Source organism: Fischerella sp. PCC 9605, from assembly GCF_000517105.1.
GTDB lineage: Bacteria > Cyanobacteriota > Cyanobacteriia > Cyanobacteriales > Nostocaceae > PCC9605.
Map to the genome: position 1 here is coordinate 1,571,674 of NZ_KI912148.1, position 23,189 is coordinate 1,594,862.

A 23,189-nucleotide genomic window follows, 5' to 3' on the forward strand; every position below is an offset into this window, starting at 1 on the left:
AAGAAAGGATGTGACTCTGTGAACAAAAGGCTATCTTGGGTCACCATTTTGGGCATGGCTCCGATATTCGCATTCTCTGCTGTAGCAACAGTTGCTCAGCCTAGTCCAGTTTCTTCTACCATCAACATCACCTGTAATACTGACACCAGTAGTACACCCACGGCGATCGCTACTTCCTCTGCTCAAGGGAGTGCAAGAAATATTACAATGATCAGCTTCTTGCCTCAATATTTCTCAACTCAAGATGCCGTGCAAAACTGCCAAAATACGGCTAAAATCTTGCAGGGACTATACAAGAAAGGGCGTGCTCACTACTTAACCAATGACAAGCTTAAAGCTCAACCTGTAGTTTGCGCTGTAGAACGTAGGGGCGTCGGTTGCAACCATTACAGCGCTCAGGTTTTATTTGCTCTCGACGCCAAGGTTAACTCCTCTCAAGCTTTATACGAAATGCTTGGTAGCGATTTTAAGCAATCACAACCTCCTGATTCCAGGACTGTGAGTCGGATTTACGTTGATATCAAGTCCAAGCCTTGGTGGCAGAGGCTATTCTAAAATTATCGGCTGCAATTGGTTTTTGCTTCCTCTGCAGCCTGGTAATCTGGCTTGAGTTTGAGAGCTGCTTCCAAAGCAGCAAATCCATCTTGAATTTGAGACGACTTACAAAACGTTAATCCCATGTAATACAAAGTTTCTGCTTGTTGAGCATCTGTCAGGCGAGAATCTTTGAGCATCTGCTGAAATTGAGCGATCGCTTCTTTGTATTGCTGCAAACTTTGGAGTGCTAGACCCCGACCCCGCTGAGCAGTAAAGTATCGGGGATCGTATATTAGTGCCTGATCGTAAGCAGCAAGAGCTTCTTTGTATTGTTGCTTTTGTGCTAGCACCTTACCTTTATGACTAAAAGCAACTGATAACTCTCTGATGGTTTGCTGTTGCTCATCTACTTTCCCAGCTTTGTGAATTTTTTGCAGCAGCAGATTAATTGCTTCATCAATAGTGATAAGTGCCGTGTCGCTTTGCTTAAGTTCTATCAGTGATTCGGTTTTGTTAATCCAAAATATAGGGTCTTGCGAGTCGAGGGCAATAGCCTTGTCAAAGGCAGAGATAGCCTCATAGTTTTGCTTGAGGTTATGTAACGCCTCTCCTTGACAATTCCAAGCATACACTGCCTTTGGCTCGATGATAGTTGCTGTTGAGCAGGATTCCAGCATCTTGTTATATTCCTGCAAACCAGCCAGTGCATAACCTCGGTTTGTCCAAGCTTGATAGTAATTACTATCGAAATTTAAAAGTCGATCGAATTTGGCGATCGCTTTTTTGTATTCTCCTTGGTGGAATAGTTCATTGCCTTGTTGAAAAAGATTTTTTACCTGTTGGTTCCGAAAGATATTTAAGCTAACGATGCTCAAACCAGCTATTGCCAGTAAAATCCAAATGCTTTTAAATATTACACCTCTATGATTGGCAATCAAATTGTTGACTTCAAACAGAGTGATTGTTGGAGTTGCTTTAATAGAAACACTTTTAGGTATAGTAATGGTTGAAGACGAGACTTGAAGCCATTTTGCTAATTCTTGCTCAACCCAATCCAGATTAAAAACAGATTGGTAAATGCGGTTAGATATTCTTAATTTATTCTCTTGTTTGACAACTAATCCTAAATTCAACAACTCTGTTTGGGTTGGACTGTCTTGAATAGAAACTTCTCCCTGTTGCAAGATTTGTTGATACAAACTCAGCAACCACATCGGCTTGCAGTGCCGATTCTCAACTAAAGCCTGTCGAATAGCTTGCAAATGTTCAGCTGCTGCCTGATTTTCCCAATTTTCAATTAAGCGAGTTCGCACTAACTGTTCCACTCTTACTGCTTCTTCACCAGCAGGAATAAAAGTTTCACTATCACATATCAATTGACACAGCTTTTGGGTGAGAAAAGGTTGACCGCCTGTCCAGGATAGCACCTCTTGTAGCAAAGTTTCTGGAAAACAAGCTTTTTCATCTAATTTGAATAACTTAATCGTGTTTTGGATAAAAGGTTGTAATCGCACTAATTCTTGCTCAACCCAACCCGGATTAAAAACAGATTGATAGATGCGGTTAGCTACTCTTAATTTATTCTCTTGTTGGACAACTAATCCCAAATTCAACAACTCTGTTTGGACTGGACTGTTATCATGAATTGACACTTCTCCCTGTTGCAAGATTTGCTGATACAACCTTAGCAGCCATATAGAATCACAGTATTGATTTTTGAGCAAACCCTGTCGAATAGCACGCAAATGTTCAGCCGCTGCTTGATGTTCCCAATTTCCAATCAAGCGAGTTCGCACTAACTGTTCCACTTTCGCTGTTTCTTCACCAGCAGGAATAAAAGTTTCACTATCACAGACCAATTGACACAGCTTTTGGGTGAGAAAAGGTTGACCGCCTGTCCAGGATAGCACCTGTTCTAACAAAATATCTGGGCGACTGGCTTTTTGATCTAATTTAAATAATTTGATGATGTTGTTAAGAAAAGGTCGTAACCGTTCTAATTCTTGCTCAACCCAACCCAAATTAAAAACAGATTGGTAGATGCGGTTAGCTACTCTTAATTTATTCTCTTGTTTGACAACTAATCCTAAATCCAGCAACTCTGTTTGGACTGGATTGTGATGAGTAGGCACTTCTGTTTCTAACAAGACTTGCTGATAAAGCCTCAGCAGCAACATCGGGTCACAATGCTGATTTTCAACTATACCCTTGCGAATTGCCAGCAAATGCTCAGCTGCAACTTGAGTCTCCCAATTTTCAATCAAGCGGGTTTGCACTAACTGCTCTACTCTCGCCGCTTCTTCTCCAGCAGGAATAAAAGTTTCACTATCACATATCAATTGACACAGCTTTTGGGTGAGAAAAGGCTGAGCGCCTGTCCAGGATAGCACTTTTTGCAGCACAATTTCCGGACAACTAGCTTTTCGATCTAATTTGAACAATTTGATCGTGCTACGGATCAAAGGTCGTAGATGTGTTATTTCCTGGTGAATCCAACTCAAACTCGAAACAAATTTATGGTTAGGATTAGATTCTCTGATGTTGCTCTCTTGTTGTACTGCTAATTCTGAATTTGGTGACTCTGCTAGTATTTGACTGCTATTACTATCTATAACTTCTTCCTGTTCCAAACTTGACTGGTATGGCTGACCTTCAGAAGTCAGATACTGTAAAAAAAAGCTGATTGTAGTTGGCTTGATCCAACCCTTGAGAACAGCTAATTCTCCAAATCTAAGTCCCATTTCTCTTTGTTCGTAGAGAATGGTTTTGATTTGATGCTCATTCAACAGCCCAGCTTCTTTAAGATAATGACCTAAAGGCTGTTTCGATTCTTGACTTAATAGAGTCGGCCACTGCTCAGCGAAAAAATCAGCTGTTTCTTGTTTGAGCCATCCTCGCAAAGCTAAAATCTGCCCTATCCGGATGTTTTCAGCTTGGGTTTGCTCTTGTAGAGCTATCTCTATCTGTGTAGTTGAAATTAAGTCAGCCTGTTGTAAAACTTGACCTAACGGTTTGATAGGAAAGCTCATAGACATGAAGCTATCATAAATAGTGCAATAAACAAGTATGTAACTTATCTTAAACGGAAGTTTTGTCAGATATATCAGTCTCTGCTTATAAATGATTATTAAGCACTTGCATAACTAGTTGTTAACCTTTTTATCATGCAGCTAATAAAGGTTAGGTAGCAATCTTAATTTTAAGTTGGGAATTATATTCATTTTCAACGAACTGCATGAGATTAACTAGATGTATAGCAGTAATTTCCTTGGGTAGCAAGCAGAAGAGCTTTTGCAAAAGTTTCTTTTGCGCTCTTGTTGCGGAAAAGGTTAAAAGTGAAAGGGAGACTCATCAATTGCCATGCAGGAGACAGTGCTATAGATCGTGGCAGGAAAATTATTCTTTTTTCAGTAATAGCTATTTTTAGCCAAAAAAGCTACAAATTATTCTTGACTAGTTATGCATAGTTTGATACATGACTGTTTAAAATCCATAACCTTTCTCCTTTGACCTTCAGTCTGATTCGATGTTCATGTATATAGCTTTATAGAATCTAGAGTAATTATAGTAGGTATTACTCGATGGCTAATACTTGGTATTTTTTATACTGTACTTGCACTTAATATAAATATCTTTGTAGTGAGAACACTAGTCCAAATGTAGCCATTTTTGTGACTGTCAAGATTCACTGTAGAGAAATCAGGCTACATTTTTTCCTTGACTGCAAGCCGACATAATTTTAACTTTATTATTTGTACATAAATTGCTTTGCCATAATCTTAAAAATCAACCCCAATACCTATATGCAGTTAGCCTTGCATACTTAATTGGTGAGGATTAGTGCATGTTGTTAGTATTAATCATTTATCTTGCAAAATGAATGATGGCTAGTGACTACTGATAGTCTTAACAATCAAAAGTCCGAGCTAGACGCAGTGTATATTAGTTTAAAAATTTTTATCCAGCAATCAGGCATCTAGCAGCTTGCTAGTAACTTTATGACAAGACAATGCTTAGTATTACTCATGCTTGCAAATAAATAAAAATTAGCTATTTCAATAATAATTGATTAATATAAACTTTCAATTAAAATCACTGAAACAAGCAATTTACAAGTAAATGTTGCACAAAACACATAAATAACATAGAATTGAAGAATATATCATAGCAATTTTATTATATTGGCTTTTTAAGCAAGGTCAAAAATTTACAGGTATTTAAAATTCAGGTGCATCGGCTGTGCGCTACTTAATTACTTTTAAAGTGCTCCCTAAAGTTAAAATTTCCATGATAACTGCTCGGCAAGTAGTAGCATAAATATACATTTATTTTGATAGTTAGTAAGAGTTCAGATACAAATGAAAGCATTCTTCAGAGTTGGGTTAGATGTTCTTAACTAATCACAGCCAAGTCTTAAGTGTTTGTTTGCACTACCTAAAAGATTAAAGAAGTTAATTTCGGGTGCATTTGTCTATTTTTGGTTAGTCATTAGTCCTAGCATTAAAGTTGTTTAGTTTTTCCAAACTCATTGATATTGACAAAACTTTGACTTCGGACTAATGACAAATGAACTTCATGCTCAGCATACCGAACCTAGAAAATTGTCTTTAAAAATCATCTATGCTTAAAAGTTATCGAAATAATTACAAAGAGATTTTTACACGAGCAAAAACAAATCCTAATGCTGTCCCAAAAGCAAAACTTCCTCTAGGGCAGTGGTTTGTTAACTTGCCAATTAACAGCAAACATTTAACTGCTATGCTTGTGTCTGAATTGGCAATTATTTTCGGTTTAGGTATTAGTTCGACTTTAATTATTAATTGCAGTTTAAAGGCTCAATATCTCAAACAAGCAAAGTCAGAAATTAGCATTGCAGATGTTAATTACAACCTGAAATTTACTCAAATGGATTTTGCCTTTAATGGCCAGTCAAAAAATAATGCCATTATTAAGGCTGCCCAACTGTATTTACTTGGTCAGAATTTAAGCCAGCCATCGTACTCTGAAGTCAAGCAAATTCTCCAAAATGAAATTCAGACTCTCCGTATTGACTCTGCAACTCTAGTCGGCACAGACAGGCGGATTATTGTTAATGCCAATTCTAATCGCAGAGGCGAATTTTTTGATCCGCATGGCTTGGTGAGTGAGGTATTAAAAAACCCCAGACAAATTCAAGCGAACGTCATTGTTAAGAGATCGGATTTAGAAAAAGAAATACCTTCCTTGGCGCGAAACTTGAATAATCAAGATGCTCTTGTTCGTTACACAGTTACACCTGTTAAATCTCACAAGGGTAATCAAGTTATTGGTGTTTTGCTTGCTGGGGATGTTGTCAATGGAAAACAGTCGATTACACGGAGAACCCTCAAAGCCACCGGCGAAGGCTACACCGCTATTTACATGAACAAAGGAGCAGGAGACTTTGCCTTAGCTACAGCTTTAAATAAAACTGAAGGAAACGACTTAAATGAAGCTACATCTAATCTAGACTTACCCGATAAATCAATACTTGTACGAGCAGTATTGGATCAAGGTAAAGTAGTGACTGGACAGGTGGCTATTGGAAACCAAAACTACGCGATCGCCGCCAAGGCTGTTCCTAATAAAATCATTGCAGAACCCAGTCGGGATGTCCCCATTTTTGCAGGTGAATCAGTAGCCATTTTAGTACAGGGAAGCAGCCAAGATAATCTCCAGAATTTGCTTCAGCAAAATAGACTGCAATATGCACTGGCCAGTGTTTTTGGTTTAATTCTGATTGGGGTTTGGACATATACTCTCAAGCGAAGAATTCTGAAACCAATAGGAGAAATAGAAGGAAAAATCCGGAAATTTGCTGGTGGCGATCGCTCTGTTCGCATGGAAATTGACAGCACTGATGAATTAGGGCAATTGGCTGTCGCCTTTAACCAAATGGTAGAAACAATTTCTGAAAAAGCCATCCAGCAAGAAAATGAAGCCAAGCTAGCACAGCTAGTCAATAAAATTACTTTTCGCATCCGTGGTTCTCTTGATACTGCACAAATACTAAATGCAGCGGTAACAACAATGCGAGAAGCGATCCAAGCAGATCGAGTCGTTGTCTATAGCTTCGATGAAAACTGGATGGGCAAGATTGTAGCTGAATGCGTTGGTGACGAGTGGCCGTCCGCGTTGGGTACAGAAATTCCCGACCCTTGTTTTGCCAGAGATTACGTTGACAAATATCAAAGAGGCCGTGTCCAAGCACTGGAAAACATCTACGAAGCAGGTTTAACCGCGTGTCACATTGCTCAACTGGAGGCATTTGAAGTCAAAGCAAATTTAGTCGCGCCTATTTTGCTCAACAACAACCTCTACGGCTTACTGATCGCTCATCAGTGCGATCGCCCCCGTAAATGGAAAGAATCAGAAATCAATTTATTTAAGCAGGTAGCTATTCCCATTGGTTATGCTCTAGAGCAGGCACATATTCTTGAACAGGTACATAGAGCACGTTCTCGTGCAGAACTAATCGCCATTGAGCAAAGTCAACAGAAAGAAGCGCTGCAACAACAAATTATCAAACTGCTGCGAGATATCGAAGGAGCATCCAAAGGCGATTTGACAGTGCGTGCGACTATTACACAAGGGGAAATAGGCACCGTTGCTGACTTTTTCAACACCATCGTTGAGAATCTCAGAGAGATTGTCACCAAAGTGAAAGCGTCTGCAACTGCTGTGAATGCAGCCCTTGGTGAAAACGAAGGTGCGATTCGCCAACTTGCCGACGAAGCCATCAAACAAGCAATTGATATCAACCATACCCTCGATAGTGTTGAGCGCATGACACATTCGATCGCAGATGTGGCAGACAATGCTAAAAAAGCCGCCGCAATTGCCCATACAGCCTCCGATACCGCCACTGAAGGTGAAAAAGCAATTGATCTGACGGTAGAAAAAATCTTCAACTTGCGCTCAACAATTGATGATACAGCCAAAAAAGTCAAGCGCCTGGGAGAATCGTCGCAACAAATTTCCCGGATAGTTTCCTTGATTAACGAGATTGCCGTGCAAACCAACTTGCTAGCAGTCAACGCTGGACTGGAAGCCTCAAGGGTTGGCGAACAAAGTCAAGGTTTTGCAGTGGTTGCTACAGAAGTCGGTGAACTTGCAGCCCGTTGCTCTGACGCCACTCAAGAAATTAAGCTGCTTGTGGAGAATATTCAACGAGAAACGGCTGAAGTTGCCAAAGCAATGGAACAGGGAACTATCCAGGTAGTGGAAGGCTCTCGCATTGTAGAAAATGCGAAAATCTCTCTCAACCAGATTCTGAGTGTTTCTCGCCAAATTGATGAGTTAGTGCAGTCAATTTCTCAGGCGACTGTATCTCAAGTAGAAACATCGCAAGCAGTAACCAAGTTAATCGCAGAAATATCTCAAGTGTCAGAAAGTACCAGTAGCTCATCACGTCAAATTTCTCAGTCATTGCAACAAACAGTCAGAATTTCTCAGGAATTGCAAGCAACTGTGGCGAAGTTCAAAATTAGCGAACAAAATCGACTGGATGTGTAATGATAAACTGGCGATTCATGATTATTGCGGAGGCGATCGCATCTAGCTTGAAAGTAGGGATTGGGGATTTTCCTCTTTGTGTCCCTTCGCTGCGCTCGAGGGCAAGCTTAGTGTCTTAGTGTTTCAATCATTCTTTTTTCACCACCAAGACACATAGACACCAAGAAAAATCCATTTTCAAGACTCACACCTTGACAGGGGTAGCAACAGTCCCCAGACAAGCCACCCTTGTTACTAGGTTCAACCTGGTAACAAGAATGAGAGCCTCTGGCTCTCCCAGATGCAACTTTTGAGTTAATCCTACTTCTACAACAAGTCTACTGACCAGCAGCGATTTTCTTTTCTAAAACAGCGATTCGCTCTTTTGCATTTGGGTGAGTACTCAAAAACGTCGGTCTAGAAGAACGATTCACTAATTTCCTTAGAAATGCTGGCATAGCATTCGCATCGTAACCCGCCCGTTGCATATACTGCAATCCTTTAGCATCGGCATCAAATTCAGCGTCACGGCTATTTGGTAAGTCTATAGCTACCTTATAAGCTAAAGCCGCCAAATTGCTTCTATCTAAGCCAGCAAGCGAAGCCGCCCCTTGAGCTAGTTGTGCTTGTTTCAGTTTGTTGATTAAGTCGTCATTACAAATGTGAGCAATTTCATGCGCCAAAACCGATGCCAACTGGTCTTCGTTATCCACTGCTTGTAACAACCCAGTGTGGACATAGACATAGCCACCCGTGGTGGCAAAGGCATTAATGCTTGAGTTTTGAACTACATAAAATTTAAAAGGAGTTTGGGAACAGTCACTAGCTCGAGCTATTCGTTGACCTACCTTGTTAACATACGCATTAGTACCGAGCCTGTAATTTCTTCTTACTTGTTGGTGAATGTCGCCACCCAATGCAGCTTTTTGCTTCGTTGAAAGATTAGAAAGTTGGAAATACTGAATTCCAGGAACAATTAAATCCTGAAATGGAATCGCACTTGCTGGCGCGGGAGCAGATAATCCCACACTAGCAGCAGTTCCCAAACCAAGAACTAAAGAAAGGGTTTTACGAAATTTATTAGGAAAACGAGCAATCATGATGACCCAAAATCTTATATCTCAATTGTCAACGCTAATTTAAGCCTGTTTTTAGCTAATTTTTAATTTACTCTTCCATCTGTTTGTTATATTTAACTTTGTGTACTTTGTGTACTTTGTGGTTCGTTTAAAAAAAACCATGTTCACAACTCACATAGAATTGCTATAGTACACTTTATTTTACTTTTATTATAAATAATTCACATACTTAACAGTCCTCTACCTGTAGATTGGAATTTTTCTATACTGCTGAAGTCTGTTTACAAAGGAGTCAGCCAATAGCTAACCCCACTAACCACTTTATTTTTAAACCCAAATTCACTCAATTTCTCTGGTGGATAACCGACATAAGTCCAATGGGGTATATCATTTTCTACCGTCCGAAACCAACCATTTCGATTTAAAGCCTGTTTTTGCACTTCATTTGATACTCTTAAATCAATTGCTATTCCCCAAAGATGTTGTGAACTACCAGGAGGTGCGACTGTACCAAGAATTTTTGTTTCTTCACCCTGTCGTACTCTCGCCAAAGTTATATCGTTAGCGTATTTTCTCCAAAACCTGACAGTTGTGGTAAAACTACGAGTACAGTCACTATCACCATAACCAGATTTTAAAGGGATTATCACTTGTGCTTTTGCTCTATTTAAAGCATCGGCTGCGGCTTTTTGTAAATAACAGTCGTAGCTATCATTTACTTTAGCCATCGTCAAGGTAGCTTGAAAATCTTGTGTTTCTTGTTCGTTATTAAAAATCACTTTTGTTGGCAGTTTTATTTCTGGGTCTTGATTTACAAAAGCAGCACCATAGGCACGCAATAAAGTATATTCATAAGTACCAGATTGAGGGATAGTTAGTAACTTATCTGTAATCGCTGCCAAAAAACGTAGCTTGCCCGTCAATTTTCGTTCAGAATTAAAATATGTAGTAGAACTCGTGATATTTTTAGGTATATTTGTACATCTTTGAGATGATTGTTTGCGATCGCCTAATGAATCAACAATAACGCAATTATCTGAGTTTTGGTTATATTGACTCAATATGTGGTGTCTAGTTCCGCTACTAGCCACTAAGGTAAAAACAATCAAGGCGATAATTGTTAAAAAAATCGTCCTTTTAAAAATTACTTTCATAAAGCAGCACCCTGAAAACAGTAGCTATATTTTTATTGTCATTTCAATTGAAAAATATTCAACCGAGAAAACAATGAAATAGCTCAAATAAGCTGAAGTAGACATTTTTTGCTCAATGCCAAACAACAGCTACAAATTATTTTGATGAATAAATAAAAGTTGAAAGTTGATGCACATCTTTATCATATAATCTACGACCATGAAAACATATGTATCGGTTAAAATTGATAGTATCTCTGAGCTTAGTGTTCCTTAATCATGACCATGCACAATTCCGTAGAATTCCAAGACACTTTTGATGTCATCGTCGTCGGTGCAGGTCACTCCGGTTGTGAAGCAGCCCTTGCTACCGCACGCCTCGGTTGTCGTACTCTTTTGTTGACGCTGAACTTGGATAAAATTGCTTGGCAACCCTGCAACCCAGCGGTGGGTGGCCCTGCCAAATCTCAGTTGACCCATGAGGTGGATGCACTGGGCGGAGAAATTGGTAAGATGGCAGACCGTACCTATCTGCAAAAGCGGATTCTCAACTCTTCGCGGGGACCTGCGGTTTGGGCATTACGCGCCCAGACTGACAAGCGGGAATACGCGGCGGTGATGAAAACTATTGTTGAGAACCAAGACAATTTGATTGTTCGCGAAGGAATGGTTACGGATTTGGTGCTGGGCGCTAACGATGAAATTGTTGGCGTGCAGACTTACTTTGGTGTAGCATTCGAGTGCAAAGCGGTCATCCTCACCACTGGCACATTTTTGGGAGGACGAATCTGGGTTGGTAACAAGTCGATGCCAGCAGGACGTGCTGGTGAATTTGCTGCTGAGGGCTTAACAGAAACACTGCAACGTATGGGCTTTGAAACAAGCCGCCTGAAGACGGGTACTCCCGCACGGGTAGATAAGAGATCCGCAGACTACAGCAAAATGGAACTCCAGCCAGGAGATGCAGACGTCCGCTGGTTTAGCTTCGACCCCGAAGTGTGGGTAGAAAGGGAACAAATGCCCTGCTATATGACCCGAACCACAGCCGAAACTCATCGCCTGATTCGAGAAAATTTGCACCTTTCACCGGTGTATGGCGGCTGGGTAGAAGCCAAAGGGCCGCGTTACTGTCCCAGTATTGAAGATAAGATTGTCCGCTTTGCTGATAAAGAAAGCCACCAAATCTTTATCGAACCGGAAGGTAGGGATATACCGGAACTTTACATTCAAGGTTTTTCGACGGGGTTGCCAGAAAACTTGCAGCTACAAATGTTGCGGAGTCTCCCCGGTTTGGAAAAGTGTATTATGCTGCGTCCGGCCTATGCAGTAGAGTACGATTATTTACCTGCGAACCAGTGTTATCCCACACTGATGACAAAGAAAATAGAAGGGCTGTTCTGTGCAGGACAAATTAACGGTACAACTGGTTACGAAGAAGCCGCAGCCCAAGGCATTGTAGCGGGAATTAACGCGGCGCGGTTTGTACGCGGTCAATCTGCGATCGTTTTCCCGCGTGAGGAAAGTTATATCGGTACGCTGGTTGACGATCTGTGTACGAAAGACTTGCGCGAACCTTATAGAATGCTGACTAGCAGGTCGGAGTATCGCTTAATCTTGCGTTCTGATAATGCCGATCAGCGTTTGACGCCCTTGGGACGGGAAATTGGTTTGATTGACGATCGCCGTTGGGAATTGTTTACCCGCAAGCAGGCAAATATCGCAGCAGAAAAAGAACGGCTGCACGCCACGCGGGTGAAAGAACATGATGATATTGGCAAAGCGATCGCCCAAGCTACAGGACAAGCCATCAAGGGTTCGATTACCCTTGCTGACTTATTGCGGCGTCCGGGATTTCATTATGTAGACCTCAATAGATACGGACTGGGAAATTCTCAGCTTAACCGTGCTGAAACAGAAGGCGCAGAAATTGACATTAAGTACTCTGGTTATCTTGCCAGACAGCAAAATCAAATTGAGCAAATTGCTCGTCAGGCCAACCGTCAGTTACCTGCGGATTTGGATTACGCATCGATTGATACTCTTTCTAAAGAAGCACGAGAGAAACTCGCTAAGGTAAAACCGCTTACTATCGGTCAAGCAGCACGCATTGGTGGTGTTAACCCAGCCGATGTAAATGCTTTACTGATCTATTTAGAATTGCGTAAAAGCCGGACAGAAACTGATTTTTCAGCCTTAATGTCCAACCAAACTTTATGAAGCGGGAGTATAGTAGTAGGGTATATCGGGAATAGGTTAGTATGATTGATGACATCAGTACATACTGAGCATCATTAACCGTTTCCGATCGCAGTCGAATTTAATACCGAATAAATCATCAACCCGTCTACCTCAGACGGGACTATAGGTTTTTAATCCAAAATCCGCATAAACAGGGGTAACAATTCATCGGTTGCCCCCGACAAAGCCAAAACTGAAAATCGCTATGTCTCAAGAAGCCAGCACCAATCTCATTATTCCAGATCCATCGGAGGAATTAATCGCCAGCGAACCTTGGACGATAGAAACCTATGCTGATGGCTTTATGGATGACCTGTTTGCCGAGATAGACTCAATTCTGGATGGTGGTGGAAATCTACCTTCGCAAACGGTGCAACAAGCATATACTCATCTGCAAACAGTGAGAATGCCGCATATTGTTTTGCCAGACACACCCTTGGGAAACATACAAACAGTGTCGCATTATCGGAACAACCCCAACGCGGTTGTAGTGAATGCTCCTCGTGTCAGCAAAATAGTCAAGAAAGTGCGTCCAAAATCGCGGCACTGGTTTAGCCAAATGCTGAGTATGGGAACAACCTTGGGATTGGCGATCGCTGGCATGGCGTGGATGCTCAACTCTGGTTTGCTCAACCGTCTGGTATCGCAATCTCTCCAGCAAGCTTTGGAAGTACCACAGCCGCAGTTGCAGCCGCAGTTGCCGACAAAAGCAGAAGTAGAGGCAGATTTAGCTAATTATATGCTGGGAGCGCTCGCCGTTATAGACGCTCAAGCCGCAAAACACAATCTCAAAGGTAGCAATGTTGCACTTACACCAGGGTTAACAACTAACCGTACAGCCCTTGCCTATGTGAAGAACGACCAACCTACTGGTAATGCTAATCTACCACCTGTTTTAGCAGCTAACAATACAACTCCCGCCCCTAAGCACTCCACCAGCATGGTAGAGCGAATTTACATTCCTGTTTATCAAGCACCTTTGCCAATGCGCTACGTGCCTCCAGCTGTTGGTGGCATTGCTACAAATTTACCACCACTGCCATCCACTGTTAGCAAAACAGCAGCAAATGCAAATAAACCCGAATCTAATGTAAAATCTTCGCACAATACAGTGTCTAAACCAAGTAAACCTGCGGATTTGTTTGCAGCCGTGCGATCAAACCTAAAGCCTGTAGAAGTGAAAACAGCGCCAATCGCTGTGCAGCAAGCACCCAAGCCAGCCATACCGTCTCTTCCTGCTCTGTTAGCGCCTCCCAAACTACCCACAGCTACAGCACCACAACCAGAACCAGCAATAGCTAAACAACAAGTGGCATCTGTTTCATCTGCTCCTGCTCCCTCTCATACCCTAGAAGGATTGTTAGAGTTAGGAAACAAATCCGCTGCTTTATTTCAAATTAATGGCGTGAGTCGCCGCGTTGATATTGGTGAAAGCATTGGTTCTAGTGGTTGGACACTAGTAGATGTCGCCAACGGAGAAGCAATCATCCGCCGTAACGGCGAAGTGCGATCGATTATTGCAGGACAGAAATTTTAAATTTTTTGTGCTCATAGCTTCAGAGCTAATGCTAAGTAGCCATTTTTGGCGTTGCTGATTTCATGTATGAAAATGATTTTGCGTTCTGCTAAAACCCCTGTAGAGACGCGCCATGGCGCGTCTCTACATTTGGATTCATACTTTGATTCAGCAACGCCCCATTTTTTATATCCCCTAACCTACATAGTTTGGCGGTTAGGGGAATTTTAATTGGCTATCTAAACCCTTCTTTCTTTTTTCCTTTGGACACAAGCTAGAACTTTAATTAAAAATAGATCCCAAAGATAGAAAAGATGATTACACCCATGCGTGTTTTTGTATTACTTTTTAATGCCGGCACAGACAATGAGGGAATTCACACAGTCCGAGTTGGCGATCGCAATAAAATTCTGATGTTCGAGTCAGAAGACGATGCTACCCGCTTTGCTTTGATGTTAGAAGCTCAAGATTTTCCCATACCCACAGTCGAGGCGATAGATTCTGAGGAAATCAAAGAATTTTGCCTGAGTGCTGACTATGATTGGGAAATCATCTCCGAAGACAGTGGTTTAGCGGTTCCCCCAGAAATCAATGTGGAAGAAACCGATTGGAAACCAGATGCAGAAATACAGGAGACTGAAGAGGATGCTCTACCTGATAATCAAGAATCACAACAAGAGGAACCGGAATTGTCTGATTCCGAACTGGACAGCATTCGCCGCAGATTAGAAGGATTGTTGTGATGAGTCATTAGTCAAGAGTCAATAGTCAAAATTAATTACTCTGGACTTTGGACTTATAACTGTGGACTCCACCTAGGCGTGGACAAATGACAAAGGACAAAGAAAAATGACAAATTTGCAGGAGCGTGGGCATCTTCTTACAGAGCAGGTTAACCCAAATAGCCAGAATTTAGACCAACTCAGTTCTTTAGAATTGGTGGAAATTTTTAATCGCGAAGATGAAAAAGCAGTGGCTGCTGTTGCTGCTGCTAAAATGCAATTGGCTCAAGCAATTGAACGCACAGCAGAGTCTTTGCGCCACGGAGGACGTCTGTTTTATGTCGGTGCGGGAACGAGTGGGAGGTTAGGGGTGTTAGACGCTGCTGAGTGTCCGCCGACTTTTTGTACGCCTCCGGAACTAGTACAGGGAATCATTGCTGGCGGTGCTGGCGCATTAGTACGCAGTTCTGAAGATTTAGAAGATCGTTTCCAAGATGGAGAAGCGGCGATCGCACAACGACAAATAACACAATTAGATGTGGTAGTCGGGATTACCGCTGGCGGTACAACACCTTTTGTTCATGGAGCCATTAATGCTGCCCGTCAACGGGGGGCTACCACTATTTTTATTGCCTGTGTACCTGCCGAACAAGTGAGTGTGGAAGCGGATATTGATATTCGCTTGCTGACAGGGCCAGAGGTACTAGCTGGTTCCACTCGCCTGAAAGCAGGCACAGCAACTAAGCTAGCTTTAAATATCCTTTCTACCGGTGTGATGGTACGCTTGGGCAAAGTCTATGGAAATCGCATGGTAGATGTAGCGGTGACTAATAACAAATTACGCGATCGGGCTTTGCGAATTTTGCAAGACCTCACAAGTTTAAGTCGCGAAGCATCGGGATTATTGCTAGAACGTAGCGGCAACTGGGTAAAGTTGGCGCTGTTAATGCATTGGACTGGTTTAGACAAGGAACAAGGCTTAAAACTGCTCTCAGAATACCAAGGTAATCTAAGAGTAGCAGTTGCCAGTCATAAAAGCCGCAGCTAATCATAGAAGTGTGTTGTTAGTTGTTAGTTGTTAGTTATTCATCACCACTACCCGCTAACTACTAATTACTAACAATTTACATAGGTAGCTAGAAGTAAGAAGCTAAAAGCTTTTCCCAGACTATTTTTTGATGATTGATATTTTATGTTTAATACCGATTGCAACATTCGAGAGGCGGAGCCTTCAACCCTCGTTACCAGGTTCAACCTGGTAACGAGAATGAGAACCTCTGGCTCTCCTACTAGATATAGTACAAGATATTAGCAATAACATTTCAAGTGTAGTTCAGGAAGTCTATGCTAGCTTTCCTAACTCACTAGATTTGGATAATTAATTTTGCAGAATACTCTGATTAATAAAACCTAACAAATCCAGATTTATTGCAATAAAAAAATCAGGAGTTACACTGATTCTTTCCTGGTCGTAAAAGTATAACATGATATATGAATTCTGGGTGCATCTCCATTTTAGAATATAGCAATCCTACTTGGTGATTTAAACCCTAGCTAGGAATATAGATTCTGAAGAGGAGAGCATCTATATTCAGAGTACTCCTTTATTTATTCTGCTGCTTTTACTCTTCTCAATCTTGGCTTGGGAAAGCTATATACCAATATATAAAAAAGAAATAGCAGCTATTTGGATAGTTTGCTGGCGGAATTTATTTATACTCTGAAAATATATTTGCTGACTAATTTATATCTATTCTAGTCGGCAATAAGATGACTTATTAATAAAAGGAAAAAAGTATGAGCCATCTGCAACCGATGGTAGCAAATAAATTAATGAACGAATTTAAACATTATACTGAATTAAAATATAGTGGCAAGTTACTTATTAAAAGTACCAAGGGATCTAAGTGGAATTTTTATTATCAATCAGGACAAATAGTTTGGGCAACAGGAGGAACTCATCCCTTCCGGCGCTGGCGTAGACAAATGGCTCAATATTGCCCTGAAATTGACCTTGATAATATGCAGTTGTGCTCTCAAGACGTATCCATAGATTACTGGGATTATCGCCTTCTAGAATCTTTGTACGCTCAACAGAAAATTAAGCGCGAACAAATGAATGCTGTTGTGGAAAACACGATCGCAGAATTATTATTTGATCTCGTTCAACAGGCAAATTTTTCTTCGGTAAATAGCGATCGCAACCAAGAAATCATTTTGCCAGCATCAACGAACTTGGTAAGCGCCGATAAATTTTTCAAACTCATGGAGGAATCATGGAAAAATTGGTCGGAAGCTGGTTTAGCAAATCTTTCTCCTAACTTAGCACCAACAGTGCACAGAGCAGAACAACTCCAGCAACAAGTAAGTTCAGGTGTCTACAAAAATTTTGTAACTTTAATCAACGGCAAGTATACTCTACTGGACTTAGCCGTGAAAATGAAGCAGAGTGTCTTGTCAGTTTCCCGTTCTTTGCTTCCTTATATCTTTAAAGGAATTATTGAACTGGTGGAAGTTCCTGATTTACCTTTACGAGTAATTGAAGTTAAAGATAACTACAGCATCACCAAATCAAAAACACCAACTATTCCGCTGATCGCCTGTGTGAACGATCGCCCTCAGGTCAGCGAAATGCTAGAGGAAATTATTATACATAATGGGTTGAGACTAATTAATATCCAAGATGCTGTTCATCCCTTACCAATTTTAATTGAGCATAAGCCAGACCTGATTTTTTTAGATTTGGTTTTACCAGTCGCCAGTGGGTACGAAATTTGCGCTCAGTTAAGACGTATTTCTTTGTTTGCTAATACGCCAATAATTATTTTAACGGACAGCGATCGCTCTTTAGATCGAGTTCGAGCCAAAGTTGTAGGTTCAACAGATTCTATCGCTGCACCCCTATCAGCCGACAAAGTCATGGGTGTAGTACGTAAGCACATACAACCAGAGTCAAAAGTCAAAAGTCTAACAACTCTGGACTCTGGACTCTTGACCCTTGACTCTTGACTAATCTTCCAGTGATTTAGCTGGTACTTCAACTGCTGTTACATCAATTGTGCCTTCAGGTGTAAAGCGCTGAAAACGACCATGTTGCACTAACAAAGCCTCTCCACAGTTAGGACACTGCAACTGGGTTTGATTTAAACCTGTAAATTCGTATTCACAGACGGGACAGCGATCGCTAACTAAGTTACGTTGTAGCCACCAACGGAAACCAAAAAATGCCACAATCGGTGCGAGTAAAAGTAGCCCAAAAATAATCAGCAATGAATTTACTAACCAGCCTAAGCCCAATGAGCCTAGCAACCACACAATTACTATGAGGGTCAGCCAAGGGCGGAGATGATACAGACTTAACTGAAAGGTTCTAAAGCTCATTTGTTAAGTATCGTCTTGCTCTTCCTCTAGGATAGCGAGTTTGTACAAGAGTCTCTAGTACAACAAGGCAAGAAACAGAAGATTATAATGCTTATAAAATCTACATTTTTGTCCATACTCTCACATTCTGGTTATTTCTGCCCTGCTGCTCTCGCTACAAATAAATTAACCATTTGACTCTAAGATTTGGTCAATTCTTAAAATTTCGACAAGTTAAGGGTTACTCAACAAAGAGCGTAGAAACCAATAAAAAGGCTATTTCAATAAGGAACACACTATATAACTAAAAATTCAGGATATTAGCTTGAATTGGTGTGCGATCGCCAATCTTCTTGATAACTGAGTCGATCGCATTACTTCTAACCCGCAGCTTGCTGATTAAAATTGAGATAACCGTTGCTGATAATAGTCCGCTATTTTTTCTGTCACTTCAGTTACCGATAGACCATCAGTACTAATTTCAATCGCATCGGGTGCTTTCTTTAAAGGCGAAACTTTGCGAGTGCTATCTTTCCAGTCGCGTTCAGCAATATCTTTCTCTAACTGTTCCAAAGATACTTCGCTTTGACCTTGTTTTTGAAAGTCTTGCTGGCGACGACGCGCGCGTTCTTTCACAGAGGCGGTTAAAAAGATTTTCACTTCTGCATCGGGGAAAACGTGGGAACCAATATCCCGTCCTTCCGCGACTAAACCACCTTTTTTGCCCCAGCTTTGCTGTTGTTTTACCAGTGCTTGACGCACAGCGCTTTGTGCAGCTATGGCCGAGACTTTAGATGTTACTTCTGTTGAGCGAATTACCTGGGTAACATTATGACCGTTAATCCAAACCTGCACCGGAGATTGTAAATCCTGCCCGGGAGCCAGTTCGATTACACACCTGCTAACTAATTCAGCGATCGCACACTCATCATCAATAGCAATTCCCTCGTGCAGCACCAACCAGGTAACAGCACGGTACATTGCTCCTGTATCCAAATATACTAGACCCAATTTTGCCGCTACTTGGCGGGCAACTGTAGATTTTCCAGCTCCGGCGGGTCCATCAATGGCGATGATTGGTTGGCGATCGCGCAGAATCGTGTTGTCAATTAAACGTGTAGAACCAAGACGAGCAGCGATCGCGAGCATTCCTTCCTCCTGAACTGTTTTTAAAGGTATTAACGTAGTCGGTTCAACCAATTCAATATATTCCACAGATACAGAACTGACCATTGCTATTTCTTGCTGCACTATTGCTATTAGCTTGCTCGTATTGCGTTCTCCGGCGCGAAAAGCTGCTTGAGCTTGCCGCAAACCGCGATACAACACTGCTGCTTGCTGCTTTTCTGTAGCAGTCAAATATTTGTTGCGAGAACTCATGGCTAAACCAGATGGTTCCCGCACAGTTGGGCAAGCAACAATCTCAATCGAGAAATTCAAATCAGCTACTAGCCGTCTGATAATTGCCAGTTGCTGACCATCTTTTTGACCAAAATAGGCTCGGTCAGGCTGTACCAAGTTGAAAAGCTTGGTCACGATCGTAGCCACTCCTTGAAAGTGACCTGGTCGAGAACGACCACACAAGCCTGAGATCATAGCAGATGGTGGGATGACTTGTGTAACTTTTGAGTCTTGTATATTCTTCAGGTCAACTCCCATCTCTTCCGGAGTTGGTACAAAAATCGCATCTACTCCAGCTTGTTCGCACAGTTGTCGGTCTTGATCTAAGGTGCGGGGATAACGATGATAATCCTCGTTCGGGCCAAATTGCAGAGGATTGACGAAAATACTGACAATTACCGTAGCATTTTCTTGTCGCGCCCGTTGAATCAAGCTTAAATGACCCTGATGTAAGGCTCCCATTGTGGGAACAAGACCGACTGCTGTCAAGGATATGCCAGTTACTTCAAATTCTGATGGCCGCTCTTGCTCCAAAAGCATGTTTTCTGACGAGCGGCGTTTAGCTAAGTAGCAGCTTAGAGCTGCAATTGTTGTCAACAGGCGCACAAAAATACCCCTAGTCTTTCCTTTGCTCTCCCCGTTAGTTTATATCTGAAAAGGAAGCAAGAGAGTAGTGACTGGGGTAATGAGGATTGTTGTTTGTTGTTTGTTGGTTGTTGTTTGGAGCATCAATTACCAACCAACAACCAACAACCAACCACCAACCAATGTCTTTACCTTCCCAGAACTTCTATTTTCACTGGTGCTATGCCGCTACCCATCATTCCCAGAATTCGTGCTGCACCTGCGGAAAGGTCAATAACTCGACCGCGAATGAATGGGCCTCTGTCATTAATTCGTACAACAACGGAACGGCCATTGCGGGTGTTGGTGACACGTACTCGTGTACCAAAGGGCAAGCTGCGATGGGCCGCTGTCATTCCTTCTGGATTAAACCTCTCACCAGCCGCGGTACGATTGCCGGAAAAATCATAGCCGTAGTAAGAAGCTACTCCCTTGATGGTGTCTCGCACTCGCCCAGCAATCTGCTGCGGCAACTTTGGTAGTGAGGCTGACGAACGTACTGGTAAGTTAGCTATTTCGTTTAGGGGAGATGCGTTGCCTATAAGTCTGCGTAGGCGGTTGGTTGCCTGTAACGCGTCTTGTGCCGGATCGTTAGTTGTATCCGCTAGCCGCGTGTCATCATTGATTTCGACAAGTTCTTCGCTATTGACTTTGATGATGAAGCGATCGCCAGACTTTTGCTGACCAGCTATGCTTTTGTTCTGGTCTTGATTGGAGGTTGTAGATGCGCCTCCTGCTTTCCAACTCACAATAATCTTGCTGGCGTCTACTTTATCCAAGGCTAGCTGGTTGATCTTTGCTGCTACTTTGCTAGCCCTTTGAACTGGATCGTCTTTAGCAAAGCTACCCTGATTGGCCTGATTAGCGCTTGTCTTGCCCGCACTGTCAATTTCACCAACTTTAGTTTCTTCGCTGGTAACTGACTTCTGACCCAAAAAGCTGAGAACAGGGATATCGCGCAGATAGAGCGTTGCCGCTGGACGTCCTGTCACTTCATGTGTTTGAATCTTTGCGATCGCAGCAGCATTAGAGGCAGGGTTCGCTGTTGGGGATTGGTATTCTCCTACTTTGACTACATCAGCTGAAAATGCAGATAGAGAAGTTGGAGCAGTTTTCTTAGTTGTTTCGGCACGTCCAACTAAGGGCATCCCCAAAACTGTGCTACACACAGCGACAACAGTCCACAAATGTTTTTGATTCATGCGTCCGATTATTAAAGCAACTGTAGAACAGAGATTTGGTGATTTTGTAGGTGTTGCACTGCTGAGAGTGGCTTCCCGCAACAATCGAACTCGTTCCGCTTTCACTTTTTGCTAATAACTGCAACAGACTAACATGAACCTCTGAATTTGGGGATCAGGGTTTTAGCGTAAGTATTGGTAGCATTATCTAAATCAAATTAGAATTTCAAGTCCAAAACCGTTCTAAAAAGCGGATTTTGGCTTAGTAACACTTTTTTTGATTGTTTAGAAATTTTATTATGAAAACCTAACAATATTTGGTATTTAAATCGATCAAATGGCATATGTGCTTGCCTAAAAAGCTCATTGATGTTATTTAGTTTCCAACAAAGTTGATTTAACCATAAAAATACTTAAAACAAGTAAATATACTTAAAGTATTAATTTGAAGATTAAACTTTATTTTAAGTTATATTTATAACACTTTTTCAGTGTCAGCTGCCAATTGCCAATTTCCAAGAGTAATAGGGTATTGCTTAGCTCAAGCTAGCATACAAGATAAATATTTCAACTATTTAGATATTAACAATCTTTTTCATAATGTTGTATTTGCAACAAGTACTCCGATACACTTACCTGAACGTGATGTTGAAAAATTAAGTGAAATAAGTTACATATATTGGCAACAAAGAAGCTTGAGACGAGCTTTTGTTGAAGGAAGCATTTTTTACAATAAAATAAGAACCAATTATGTCGCGGTTTAACCAAATTTGCTGGCACTGTGCGAGTACTTTGTAACCACGGCTAAGAAGCACAATATCTTACCCAAGGTAGTTGAGAAAGCGTAACTTTTCACACTGAATTGTCAGTTTCATGGCAAACCAAGAAGATTTAGCAAAACCCCCATCATCACTTCAATCTTTTCTTGAAGACTTGCATTGCAAGTACAAGCCATTGCAGAATGGTGCAGTAGCGAATTACATTCCAGAACTGGCAAAGGTAGACCCAGATTCGTTCAGCATCTGCATCGTCACCGTTGATGGTGAAGTTTACGAAGTTGGAGATAGCCAGCAGCTATTCACAATTCAATCTATCTCCAAAGTGTTTGTATACGGACTCGCTCTTGAAGACCACGGAAGAGATTACATATTAACTAGGGTGGGTGTAGAACCCACAGGAGACGCATTCAACGCTATCATTCTTGACGAGCAATCTAAGCGACCTTACAACCCAATGGTGAATGCAGGAGCGATCGCCACCACCAGTTTAATCAAGGGGTCGGGTGCAACCGAACGTTTGAACCGGATGCTGGATATGTTCCGCAGATATATAGGACGCGATGTATTCGTTGATATTTCGGTATTTACATCAGAACGCACCACCGGACATCGCAACCGAGCGATGGCACACCTGATGCTCAACTTTGGTATGATTGACGAACCCATCGACACAGCACTAGATCTTTACTTTCAACAGTGTGCGGTGATGGTCAATTGCCATGATTTAGCTGTGATGGCGGCGACGCTGGCAAATAAGGGTGTCAACCCTATGACCAAAGAACAAGCGGTTAATAGCCGTTACGTCAAAGACATTCTCAGCGTCATGTATACCTGCGGAATGTATAACTTTGCGGGTGAGTGGGCATACAAAGTTGGTATTCCCGCCAAAAGTGGTATCTCTGGTGGGATTATTGCCGTAGTACCCGACAAGATGGGAATCGCAGTATTTTCACCTCGCTTGGACGCACGCGGTAACAGCGTCCGGGGAGTGAAGGTGTGCGAGGAACTTTCGCAACATTTGGGTTTACACCTGTTTGAGTGTGCGCGGTTAGTCAAGAGTCAAGAGTAAATACTTAGAGGTAAAAGAGGAACAAGGATTAGGTGCAG

The 23,189-nt window shown here is 41.8% G+C and carries 14 protein-coding genes; 8 read left to right on the forward strand and 6 right to left on the reverse strand.

Annotated features, from left to right (window positions below):
- Positions 1-18 precede the first annotated feature (18 nt).
- Positions 19-555, forward strand: coding sequence for a COP23 domain-containing protein (locus FIS9605_RS0109235; protein WP_026732337.1), 537 nt, complete (start codon positions 19-21; stop codon positions 553-555).
- A 2-nt stretch (positions 556-557) separates the two neighbouring features.
- Here the strand turns inward: FIS9605_RS0109235 and FIS9605_RS0109240 are convergent, their stop codons facing one another.
- Positions 558-3,572: a tetratricopeptide repeat protein gene (locus FIS9605_RS0109240; protein WP_231510276.1), complete on the reverse strand. Its 3,015-nt coding sequence runs from the start codon at positions 3,570-3,572 to the stop codon at positions 558-560.
- Positions 3,573-5,157: 1,585 nt separating this feature from the next.
- Between FIS9605_RS0109240 and FIS9605_RS36655 the strand changes: the two genes are divergently transcribed.
- A complete protein-coding gene (locus FIS9605_RS36655) occupies positions 5,158-8,070 on the forward strand; it encodes a methyl-accepting chemotaxis protein (RefSeq protein WP_035139496.1) in 2,913 nt (970 codons plus the stop codon).
- Positions 8,071-8,387: 317 nt separating this feature from the next.
- On the opposite strand, the gene FIS9605_RS0109255 is transcribed toward FIS9605_RS36655, so the two are convergent.
- On the reverse strand, positions 8,388-9,149 hold the full coding sequence (locus FIS9605_RS0109255; protein ID WP_026732339.1) for a M48 family metallopeptidase: 762 nt from the start codon (positions 9,147-9,149) through the stop codon (positions 8,388-8,390).
- Between the two features lie 260 nt (positions 9,150-9,409).
- Positions 9,410-10,282 (reverse strand): D-alanyl-D-alanine carboxypeptidase family protein, encoded by an 873-nt coding sequence (locus FIS9605_RS0109260; RefSeq protein WP_026732340.1) that lies wholly within the window; start codon positions 10,280-10,282, stop codon positions 9,410-9,412.
- Positions 10,283-10,540: 258 nt separating this feature from the next.
- Between FIS9605_RS0109260 and mnmG the strand changes: the two genes are divergently transcribed.
- From mnmG to FIS9605_RS0109290, 5 genes are all read left to right on the forward strand, one after another.
- Entirely contained in the window at positions 10,541-12,478 is a 1,938-nt protein-coding gene (mnmG, locus tag FIS9605_RS0109265) for a tRNA uridine-5-carboxymethylaminomethyl(34) synthesis enzyme MnmG (protein ID WP_026732341.1), read from the forward strand.
- Positions 12,479-12,704: 226 nt separating this feature from the next.
- Entirely contained in the window at positions 12,705-14,036 is a 1,332-nt protein-coding gene (locus FIS9605_RS0109270; protein ID WP_026732342.1) for a hypothetical protein, read from the forward strand.
- 293 nt (positions 14,037-14,329) lie between these two features.
- Positions 14,330-14,758 (forward strand): DUF3110 domain-containing protein, encoded by a 429-nt coding sequence (locus tag FIS9605_RS0109275; protein ID WP_026732343.1) that lies wholly within the window; start codon positions 14,330-14,332, stop codon positions 14,756-14,758.
- 106 nt (positions 14,759-14,864) lie between these two features.
- Positions 14,865-15,785, forward strand: a complete 921-nt coding sequence (murQ, locus tag FIS9605_RS0109280; protein WP_026732344.1) for an N-acetylmuramic acid 6-phosphate etherase — start codon at positions 14,865-14,867, stop codon at positions 15,783-15,785.
- Between the two features lie 749 nt (positions 15,786-16,534).
- The gene (locus FIS9605_RS0109290) at positions 16,535-17,746 is read left to right on the forward strand and encodes a response regulator (RefSeq protein WP_026732345.1); all 1,212 of its coding nucleotides are present in this window, start codon (positions 16,535-16,537) and stop codon (positions 17,744-17,746) included.
- Here FIS9605_RS0109290 and FIS9605_RS0109295 read toward each other — a convergent pair whose 3' ends face one another.
- From FIS9605_RS0109295 to FIS9605_RS0109305, 3 genes are all read right to left on the reverse strand, one after another.
- A complete protein-coding gene (locus tag FIS9605_RS0109295) occupies positions 17,747-18,118 on the reverse strand; it encodes a hypothetical protein (protein WP_026732346.1) in 372 nt (123 codons plus the stop codon).
- 378 nt (positions 18,119-18,496) lie between these two features.
- Entirely contained in the window at positions 18,497-20,104 is a 1,608-nt protein-coding gene (locus tag FIS9605_RS0109300) for a bifunctional pantoate--beta-alanine ligase/(d)CMP kinase (RefSeq protein WP_026732347.1), read from the reverse strand.
- 167 nt (positions 20,105-20,271) lie between these two features.
- The gene (locus FIS9605_RS0109305) at positions 20,272-21,324 is read right to left on the reverse strand and encodes a septal ring lytic transglycosylase RlpA family protein (RefSeq protein ID WP_026732348.1); all 1,053 of its coding nucleotides are present in this window, start codon (positions 21,322-21,324) and stop codon (positions 20,272-20,274) included.
- Between the two features lie 852 nt (positions 21,325-22,176).
- Here FIS9605_RS0109305 and glsA point away from each other — a divergent pair.
- Entirely contained in the window at positions 22,177-23,151 is a 975-nt protein-coding gene (gene glsA, locus FIS9605_RS0109310) for a glutaminase A (RefSeq protein WP_026732349.1), read from the forward strand.
- Positions 23,152-23,189: the final 38 nt, after the last annotated feature.